The sequence below is a fragment of the Microcystis sp. M113S1 genome, assembly GCF_020246945.1.
In the GTDB taxonomy this organism is placed as follows: domain Bacteria; phylum Cyanobacteriota; class Cyanobacteriia; order Cyanobacteriales; family Microcystaceae; genus Microcystis.
In genome coordinates, this window is record NZ_JADBSA010000247.1 from 1 (window position 1) to 8576 (window position 8576).

General features: G+C 45.0%; 11 protein-coding genes and 1 pseudogene. 6 read left to right on the forward strand and 6 right to left on the reverse strand.

The features are described from left to right. From IM319_RS12285 to IM319_RS12295, 3 genes are all read left to right on the forward strand, one after another. A partial coding sequence (locus tag IM319_RS12285) for a hypothetical protein (RefSeq protein WP_287735796.1) occupies positions 1–264 on the forward strand: 264 nt, incomplete at its 5' end. 123 nt (positions 265–387) lie between these two features. After that, entirely contained in the window at positions 388–1602 is a 1215-nt protein-coding gene (locus IM319_RS12290; protein ID WP_353857200.1) for a hypothetical protein, read from the forward strand. A gap of 47 nt (positions 1603–1649) precedes the next feature. Continuing rightward, positions 1650–2249, forward strand: coding sequence for a hypothetical protein (locus tag IM319_RS12295; RefSeq protein WP_287735799.1), 600 nt, complete (start codon positions 1650–1652; stop codon positions 2247–2249). Between the two features lie 20 nt (positions 2250–2269). Here the strand turns inward: IM319_RS12295 and IM319_RS12300 are convergent, their stop codons facing one another. The 6 genes from IM319_RS12300 to IM319_RS12325 all read right to left on the reverse strand — a co-directional run bounded on the left by IM319_RS12300 (position 2270) and on the right by IM319_RS12325 (position 7503). Further along, positions 2270–3475: a tetratricopeptide repeat-containing S1 family peptidase gene (locus tag IM319_RS12300; RefSeq protein ID WP_287735800.1), complete on the reverse strand. Its 1206-nt coding sequence runs from the start codon at positions 3473–3475 to the stop codon at positions 2270–2272. Between the two features lie 29 nt (positions 3476–3504). Beyond that, complete coding sequence (locus tag IM319_RS12305; protein WP_287080116.1) at positions 3505–4434, reverse strand: S1 family peptidase; 930 nt, start codon at positions 4432–4434, stop codon at positions 3505–3507. 37 nt (positions 4435–4471) lie between these two features. Beyond that, complete coding sequence (locus tag IM319_RS12310) at positions 4472–5095, reverse strand: COP23 domain-containing protein (protein ID WP_286826461.1); 624 nt, start codon at positions 5093–5095, stop codon at positions 4472–4474. Positions 5096–5255: 160 nt separating this feature from the next. Then, the gene (locus IM319_RS12315) at positions 5256–6344 is read right to left on the reverse strand and encodes an isocitrate/isopropylmalate family dehydrogenase (protein WP_158201232.1); all 1089 of its coding nucleotides are present in this window, start codon (positions 6342–6344) and stop codon (positions 5256–5258) included. 201 nt (positions 6345–6545) lie between these two features. Beyond that, positions 6546–6782, reverse strand: a complete 237-nt coding sequence (locus IM319_RS12320) for a NifU family protein (RefSeq protein WP_286826460.1) — start codon at positions 6780–6782, stop codon at positions 6546–6548. Positions 6783–6855: 73 nt separating this feature from the next. Then, on the reverse strand, positions 6856–7503 hold the full coding sequence (locus IM319_RS12325) for a DUF3386 domain-containing protein (protein WP_286826459.1): 648 nt from the start codon (positions 7501–7503) through the stop codon (positions 6856–6858). A gap of 188 nt (positions 7504–7691) precedes the next feature. On the opposite strand from IM319_RS12325, the gene IM319_RS12330 reads away from it, so the two are divergent. The 3 genes and pseudogenes from IM319_RS12330 to IM319_RS12340 form a co-directional block, all read left to right on the forward strand. Continuing rightward, entirely contained in the window at positions 7692–7928 is a 237-nt protein-coding gene (locus IM319_RS12330) for a type II toxin-antitoxin system HicB family antitoxin (RefSeq protein ID WP_287676290.1), read from the forward strand. Further along, positions 7921–8163: a type II toxin-antitoxin system HicA family toxin gene (locus IM319_RS12335; protein WP_287676289.1), complete on the forward strand. Its 243-nt coding sequence runs from the start codon at positions 7921–7923 to the stop codon at positions 8161–8163. The genes IM319_RS12330 and IM319_RS12335 overlap by 8 nt, the downstream gene beginning before the upstream one ends. A gap of 94 nt (positions 8164–8257) precedes the next feature. Further along, a pseudogene (locus IM319_RS12340) lies at positions 8258–8576 on the forward strand (formylglycine-generating enzyme family protein); the annotation flags it as partial.

An 8576-nucleotide genomic window follows, 5' to 3' on the forward strand; every position in this document is an offset into this window, starting at 1 on the left:
AGAGCATCGGATTGTCAAGATTTTGTAAACACCGAAGCTCTTACATTGAGCCTGTCGAAATGTCGTGCTTTGCTGTTTTATACTGGTCGGGGTTTCATCCCGTCGCGCTCAAGCGAGGGTCTTCACCCCGACATTCAAGATCAGCAATTCTCATTTCAAAAAGTAACAATTTATACAGACAGAAACAGAGATTTAACAGGCGGCAAAATTGCGATCGCCAATCAGTGTTGGACGGGTGTAATTTCAGCTATTCAGTCATTATGAGGGTTATGACATTTTTGGTGGGGGTGCTAAAATCTGCTTCTAGCATCAAAATGAGAATTGCTGATTCAAGATAAATCAGTTACAATTCTTGCAAATTAACTTCGTCTGTGAGGAAAGCTGGAAGTGTTGTCAAAAAAAGCCAAAAGAAACAACCAGATGAGACAGATATTTTCTGGAGGAATTTTCATCACATCCTGTTTGGGGACAGCCATACTTTGCGATGGGGTGAAGGCCCTTCCTTCTCCCTTAGACATTGACGCTGCTTCTATTCGGGTATCCCAGGAAAAAATTATCATTAATTCCCCCGTGGAATTAGAGAGGAGAGAAAGAGTTCTGACAACCAATTCCTTCTTGACAACAGAGGGATTAGCCGATAGTAATCTGCCCTCACCCTTAGAAAATAAACTAGAGAAATCTTCCCTCGATACTTTAGCAACAGAAAAGACCAGGACAATTTCAACCCTAGAAGAATGGAAGGGGAATCTAGGGACAATGCAAGCGAGTCAGCTTTTACCAGCAGGAGATAATAACTCGCCAGAAGTCGAAAAATGGCAAGCACAGGCATCTACCCCCGTTGATCCCAATATTTCCCCCGAATTGCAGCGTTTACGTCAAGATTTCCTGATTGAGGAACCGCGAACCCTTTCTGCGAAACTGGCGGAATTTGTGGTTGCCCCTGCTGCCAGTATTTCTACTCCCATCGGTTTTGGAGCGAATTTTGGGCAGATTTTCGGTGGTTTCGGTTTCCAGTCGAGAACCCGTTTTACCAATCAAGCAGATGGTGGGTTAGCTCTAGGGGTCGGTTTAGGAGAACCCCAGAAAATTGTCGGTTTAGATGTAACTCTGGCGATTTTGAGCCTTTTTGGTGATAATGCTGGACGGGGCAGTTTTAGCTTTAAAATTCACCGTTCTCTGCCAGAAGGTTTTGCTGTGGCCCTAGGATTTGAAAACGCCATTCGCTGGGGTGAGACAGATGCCGGTAGCAGTATCTACGGGGTGGTAAGCAAATTTTTTCAGTTAACAGAAACAACGAAAGAACCCTTTAGCCAATTGACGCTCTCCTTGGGTGTTGGTGGTGGTCGTTTTCGCTCGGAAGGAGCCATCGAAGATGGGGTAAATTCCCTCGGTGTCTTTGCTAGTGCGGGTTTACGAATTGTTGAACCGGTCTCGGCCATTGTCGAATGGTCGGGTCAAGATTTAAACGCAGGTATTTCCCTGATTCCCTTCCCGAAAGTCCCCTTGACGGTTAACCTTGCGGGTGCTGATTTAACAGGTAATGCCGGGGACGGCGCTCGCTTCGTCATGAGTATCGGCTACAATTACTTTTTCCCCCGTTAGTCAGTTTTTACAGTATTAATTTAGCTTTTTGAATGAGGATAAAGACCATGTTGATGAAATGGTTGACTAATTGGCAAGTTTCCCTAGTGGCAGCGGTTTTGCTGACCAATTCCCTAGTCTCTCCCGGTATGGCACAAACCGGCAACCAATCCGATGCCACCGGACCAATTCTTTCCACCGGTGATTTTGCTGGTCAAACTTTCCCCACCACCACGACGGTAACGGGATTTCAGGGGGGAGAACCGGCTCAAATCGCTGTTAATCAGGCGGCCGCTTCTGTGAACACTCAGTTAGCTGATAATAATTTAACCTCCCCCACGGGTACGCCGATTCCCCCAGCCGTTCAGCAATCGATACTGAGCATCTTAACAGGAGATGCTCAGGCGGGTAATAATATCAATGCTGTCATTGCCGCTCTTTACGCAGTCCCCGGCGCACCGCCATTAAATGTTATTGAAGACTTATTAGCCCTCTTAGAGAGACTGACCAAGGATAAGAAGGTAGTTCCAGCTAAATTGCTGGCGGCGGTGCAGGCCTATAATGTGATGATTTTAGCCAGTAACGAAGAGTTTCTCCGTAATCCTCCCGCAGAACTACGAGCAATTCAAGCATCCTTAGCTAAATTGGTGGAAGCCACTATTAGCTAACCGCATTTTCCCTACTGACTTCACCATAGTCTCCTTGGATTAGAGGGCTGTGGTGAAGGCTCCACGGTGGGCGCGGTAGTTGGTTGTGGGGGGGTTACAGGAGGGGTATTTCTTCCCCCTAAGGATTGTTGGAGCTTGTCTCGCAGTTTTTTGGCAGTATCGGAGTTAGGATTAATTTTGAGAGCTTGTTCGTAGGCAGCGAGCGCCTCTTGGGGGCGTTCCCAGTAGGTCAAGACCAGACCTTTACCGTACCAAGCTTGATAGATTTGAGAATCGAGTTGCAAGGCTTTTTCATAGGCGGCATAGGCGAGGGCTAATTGTCCTAACCGCCACATTTTATTACCTTGATTAAGCCAGTTTAGGGGATTAGTATCGTTCTTATTGGGAACTTCAAAAGCCTTGTATAATTCATCCCCAATTTCTTGGAAAGATAAGGCATTGGGGGGCGAATTTTCGACATTTATCTGCCCTTGAATGCCAGACTGGGGTGCTAATGTCAAAAAAGTAGTGATGGGAATAGCGAGACTAAAGCCAATTGGCACGGGAACCTTTTCGATTTTTTCGGCTTCATTTTGTCCGTGAACCGCAATGACTCGTCCATTGATATCTAACACTGGACCGCCACTCATGCCCCCATAGGTGACACTGGTATAAACTATCTCATACCCCAACTCCGGGGGAAATATTTTCAGCAAGGGTGTAATGTCCTTGGGCAGCACTTTCCCCACATTGAACAATCGTTTCCGCTTGCCGATAAATTTCGGGTCAGGCCATCCAGAAGCAAAAATAAATTGTTCGTCAGCTACTTGATAGTTACCCAAGGTCGCTAATTGATAATTTTGGTCGCTCTGAAACTGCACGAGAGCTAGATCTACTCCGGGTAGTTTTTTGATGCTATTGTAATCGAGCGGATATTGCTTGCCATCCCAGGTAATAATTTTTAGTTGGTCGTAATAGAACTTGCAGGCATCTCTAGCATCTTTACAGATTACATGACTGGCAGTAAGAACAGTGTAAACCCTTCCTTCTTTGGCAATAATTGATCCAGAGCCATTAGAAGTAATTTTCCCATTCGCCCCCTCTTCTTCTGAGGGGATTAAAACGGTAATCTTTTCAGCAGTTTTTTCTACCTGCTCAGGTGTTGATGCCTTAGCAATCTGAGGAGAAATCACAAACACCGCTATACTAACTAGGGCGGCGGAAATTTTCAAGAAATTGTTGCTCATTCTGGTTTAAAAATACAGTTGAGTGGAATTTACCAGAGGGGTGTGCGAGCGGGATTCTTTTCTCTTGGGGTTGACGGGGATGGAGAAGAAAAATCTTCCGAGAAAGTGGGTTCTCTATGGGTGGGAAGCGATGGGGGTGAAACTGAGGGACGTTGCCGACTGGAAGCAGATAGAGAAGATGACCCCGATTGTAAAAAAGTCCCGATAGGAATCGCCCAACTTAATCGACTCATTTGTTCCCACAGTGCCGGTGAAGTCACTGTTCCATCGGCAAAAACGTAGGATTTACCCCAGAGAGGATAAGCATGAATCCCGTTAATACCAATAACTTTACCTTGCCGATTCAGCAGCGGTCCGCCACTCATGCCATTTTTAATCTTATTGGTGTAGCCGATTTGGTAGCCTCCCGAAAAGGATTTATCACTCAAAAGCGACACTTTACCCAGGGTGAAGGTAAATCCCTCTTCTGTCGGGCGATCGCCATCGTAGGGAAAACCAGCGGCGAAAACTTGATCTCCGATAGCGAGATCATCAACATTAGCCAAATCAGCAATAGAATAAACTTGGCTACTGCGAAAAGAAACTAAGCCTAAATCATAATCATTCAAGCGAACTGTTCTGACCAACTCCCCCCGATGTATCTTGCCGTCAGGGGTTTGTATTTGCCAACCCTGAGAGCGATACCGCCCTAAAACATGGTCATTAGTGAGGACTTTGTAGGAAGCACCCTGTTTTTCGACTAAAATGCCCGAACCCCAGCCTTGCCCTGATAACACCTTAACGGTAATTGCTCTGGCTAACTGACGCAGCTGTTGTTCTGAAAGTTGTTGAGAGCTATGGGCATTGGCCTGGTTAGGTTCCAGAGCGGGAGCATAGCTTTGGACAGCAAGCAAAGGTGTGGACAGTCCCAATAATAAACCGCCCGCACCAGCCAAAATTCTTTTTATAGGCCGACTCACTTGATCACTACGCTCCCATCTATAGAACTAGAAAAGTTTACCAAACAGAACCGCCTGATGGTTTTTGGGGCGATTGTTCGGGAGAAGTCGCCGGTGCTGGAGAAGAGGACGAACCGGTAGCCAGATTTGTTTCTACGGGAACGCTTTCTAGGAATTTGTTGAAATGGACAGTGGCAGAATCCGATGAGCTTTCAAACAAAGGATTGCTGCTGGATCCTTCCCGGATGTCAAATAGCTGTTGGATTTTCTCGGTTGCGTTTTCCCCGCTCTTGAGGGTAAATAATAGGTTACTGCTATTTGCCCGTTCTCGTCCATTACTAGGGGAATAGATTACCGGCAGACCATTGAGATAGCCAGTGGTAATAATATCAATTCCGCCTGGTCGAGTGTAAAGGGTATTGAATCGTCTAGTTACTTCTAGACACCGTTGCTGGGGAGTGTAACCGGAACCGCTAGAATAACGAGAAACCCAACGAATAACAGCTTTGCGTTCATCAGGTCCGACTTTGGCATAGGTTGTGGGAACTCCTACATAGGGGCCTGTCACTGGTAAAAGACACTCGAATCTGGTTTGAGCTTGGCTCGGTGATTGTAAGGTCAAGGCAGCTCCTACACCAATCAGAGCAATAGTCAGAGTTTTTGTCAAAGTTTGTAGTTTCATTGTTCTTGTCTTAATCCGGCAAAGTGACTCTATTATACACTTCAAGGGTAGCTTTTGTTTTTCCGTAAAATAAACAAAAGCAAGGCCTTTGCAACAATTCTTATTTTTTTGGATTACCCTTTCTTCAAACTCCTTTAAGAGAGCAATCAGATGAGTTCCTTTACCCCAAAGCAGACCAAACTTCTAACTTACTGACCACGCGACGAATCACCTCATCGGTAAACTCACTCATGGTCATTTGTCCCCCTAAATCGGGGGTTTTTTTGCCCTCGTGAATAGTTTCAAAGACACTTTCATAAATCGCCCGAGAAGCCTTGCGCGCTTCGCTAGTTTCGATATAACCTAACAAAGCTGCCGAGGCTAAAATCATCGCCATGGGATTAGCAATATTTTTGCCCTCTAAAGCGGGGGCTGTGCCGTGGGGAGCTTCTGCCATAATAGTTTTAACCGCTAAAGTCTCCTCATCAAATCCCAAAACTAAACTTTCGGCCCCGGCAATACTGCCATAGAGTTGCAAGACAAAATCCGATAATAAATCGCCATCGCGATTAAGGGCCGGAATCACCAAAGCTTCGCCGTCGGTTTGTAAAAGTAGAGCAAAAGTTGCATCAATTAACAGGGGTTGATAACGTACTTCCGGATGTCTTTGGGCTGCCGCGTCTAATTCCTCTTTAAACATTCCTTCGTAGGTGGCACTGACGGTGAATTTTGGGCCGCCAAATACCCGCGCCCCGGTTTTTTTGGCTTGTTGAAAGGTAAACTCGGCCACAGCGCGACTGGTAGCCCTAGAAATGCGCGAGGTGCGATAGGCAATTTCATCGCCGGTGGCCGTGGTTTCTCGCCATTCTTTGGCCCCGTAGGCATCGTCAACGGCCATGCGGACAATGGCAATGGGAGAATAAACGCCCCCAATTGGACGAATACCGGGGATACGGCGACCGATGCGGAGAATTACCTGAGAATTCATTGCTTCTCTTAAAATAGCGTTGGGACTGCCCACATCTCCTTTGATTTCTGGGGTAATAGTAGCAGCTTTCAGGGCTAATCCGGTTTTGAGAGTCGCTTCGGCGGCCTCATAAACCACTTGATTGTTACTCTGGCGACGCTGGGCTAAACTAAGATCAAAATCGGCAAAGTTAAGCGGTTGACGAATTATCGAGGGTTGCAATACTCTCAGGGCTTCTAGTAATAGTTCTTCTCCAGTTTGGTCGCCGTGCATGACCACAATGGTGGGGATATTTTCCGTCATAATTTTTGAGTTTTAATAAAAATTTTCAAGTATATGTTAATGCTTAATTGTCTGGTTAATTGGCTAAAAAAGATACTTTTTATCTTAATTAATTCTGTAATTTTATCAATCTTGCAGAAAAAAATATATAATCAATATTATGCCCGATCGCTAATTTAACTTAGTCAATCGGGCAGTGGTGAGAATTAATTAACCCAAGATTTAGAAAGCTTGTTCAACTTCGGCAATTTCGGGAATCATTTCCCGGAGACGACGTTCGATGCCCATTTTCAGGGTTACGGTGGAACTGGGACAGGAACCGCAAGCTCCTTGAAGACGCAGTCTGACGACTGGCCCGTCGATTTCGACTAATTCCACGTTACCACCATCGGACATCAGGTAGGGGCGCATTTCATCTAAGACTTGTTCGACGTTATTGGGGGTCAGTGTTAAAGACATAATCAGCCTCTGGTCAGAGATTTATTACAGTGTAGTTACCTCGATCCTAACGCTTTTTGGGCGGGAATAACCCTTAAGATTGTAAAAGCTGCAGATTGATAAAAGTGAATTCTGTGGTGGATTTTTCGCCCCCGGCGTCGATTGCATTAATCACTTGACAGGAGGGTAAATAATAATTACCGATTTTTTCGTAGGTTTCCTTAAAGTCACGTTTTCCCTTTAATTCATCGGTTTTGGCATTGCGGAAAATGGCATTATAGCGAATAGAAATATAACCTTCCCCCGTATCGAGACTTTCCTCGGTATTAATAGTAAAAGCCATCGGTCCCATGACTCGACTGACTTGACAGATTTCCTGGCCGCGGACTTTATAATTAGACCCCATAGCATCGCCGGTGACAAGAATTTCTACCGCACCGGTGGGATCATCTTCCCCGAAATTAAACTGGTTTTTGCCGTGGGAACCCTCAAAATTGCCTCTTTTACGGTGAGTGACAATATCGCGCATTTGATTATAGATACTTTCTTGCACTTTCTCGTCATCAATGCCCGTTACTTCCACAGTATAATCAGCATTAACTTGAATTTTGCCCGTATGGACTTCCTCTCCTTGGGTGAGGATAATATCAGCAGTGTAACCGGGAAATCCTTCATCCCAAGTATAACGGTTTTCGTAGGCGGAGCGGAAAATATCTCGGGCGTTCGTCGTGGCTACAGTCATAATTGCTTTACTTGTGTTGATAACTCTATTTATATCATTGTCCCTGATTTTTTCGCCTCTGGCCGAGATTTCTAGAAAACTAGATGAATTTCACAGCTTAAGGAAAAAGTCAGTTAGAATGGGACAATGACCCGTCCCCTGCTCGATTGCCATAAATCTAAATAAGCAAAAAATAAACATGAGCAGTTATGACAAAATTAAGTCCAAAAGTTAACGCAATTATTCGTTCTGGTGAACAACAAGGATATGTAGGTGAATGCGTGGAAATTTCGATTGTCACCCAGGGAAATACCTTAGACGAGGTGGTTAATAATCTCCAAGAAGCCATTTTACTGCATTTAGAGGGAGAAGATCCCAGGGAGTTCGGTCTAGTTGCCAAACCTTCTCTACAGATTACATTTGAGTTACAGCCAGAATATGCCTAAGCTGAAACAACTATCCGGCAAAGACATTATCAAAATTCTTGATCGATTTGGTTTTACTATTCACAGTCAACGAGGAAGTCACATAAAATTGCGTCGTGTCATCTCGGAGAGAAAGGAGACTTTAACGATTCCCAATCATCGGCAACTTGATCCCGGAACCTGTTACGCTATTTTTAGGCAAGCAAGTCAATATATTCCAGAATCAGAGCTTTATCTTTACTTCTATGACTTATAGAAAGTTAGGTAGTTGCCGGGGGCGCATCGCGATAGTATTTGATGATCAAAAATCGGGCTAAAATAGAAAAAACTCACCCTCAGCGACCAAGGCGATGGCAGCAGAAACGGCGAAAATCAAGCTTTATCGGAAAACCTATCAACTTCCCCGACTAAATCGCCCCGATTTATTAATTTTACAGGATCAGATTCAAGAAAGACAGCAACTGATTAAAACCGGAAAACGGGTTCGCAATACATGGCTAGGATTGAGGAAAAAAGAAGAACCCCTCGATTTCGAGGAAACCTTTCAAGAATTGGAAAGATTAGTCGGGGACTATAACCAGTTAATCAGATTTCTCACCGACCATAAAGATGAATACCGGCGGTTTTTCCTGTCACTCACCGAGGAAATCAAAGAGGCAGTGGCGGTTA

Coding starts and splice junctions, on each gene's coding strand:
- IM319_RS12325 (WP_286826459.1), bottom strand. CDS start 7,503: ATGACTGTAGCCACGACGAACGCCCGAGATATTTTCCGCTCCGCCTAC.
- IM319_RS12320 (WP_286826460.1), bottom strand. CDS start 6,782: ATGTCTTTAACACTGACCCCCAATAACGTCGAACAAGTCTTAGATGAA.
- IM319_RS12335 (WP_287676289.1), top strand. CDS start 7,921: ATGCCTAAGCTGAAACAACTATCCGGCAAAGACATTATCAAAATTCTT.
- IM319_RS12300 (WP_287735800.1), bottom strand. CDS start 3,475: ATGAGCAACAATTTCTTGAAAATTTCCGCCGCCCTAGTTAGTATAGCG.
- IM319_RS12315 (WP_158201232.1), bottom strand. CDS start 6,344: ATGACGGAAAATATCCCCACCATTGTGGTCATGCACGGCGACCAAACT.
- IM319_RS12330 (WP_287676290.1), top strand. CDS start 7,692: ATGACAAAATTAAGTCCAAAAGTTAACGCAATTATTCGTTCTGGTGAA.
- IM319_RS12295 (WP_287735799.1), top strand. CDS start 1,650: ATGTTGATGAAATGGTTGACTAATTGGCAAGTTTCCCTAGTGGCAGCG.
- IM319_RS12310 (WP_286826461.1), bottom strand. CDS start 5,095: ATGAAACTACAAACTTTGACAAAAACTCTGACTATTGCTCTGATTGGT.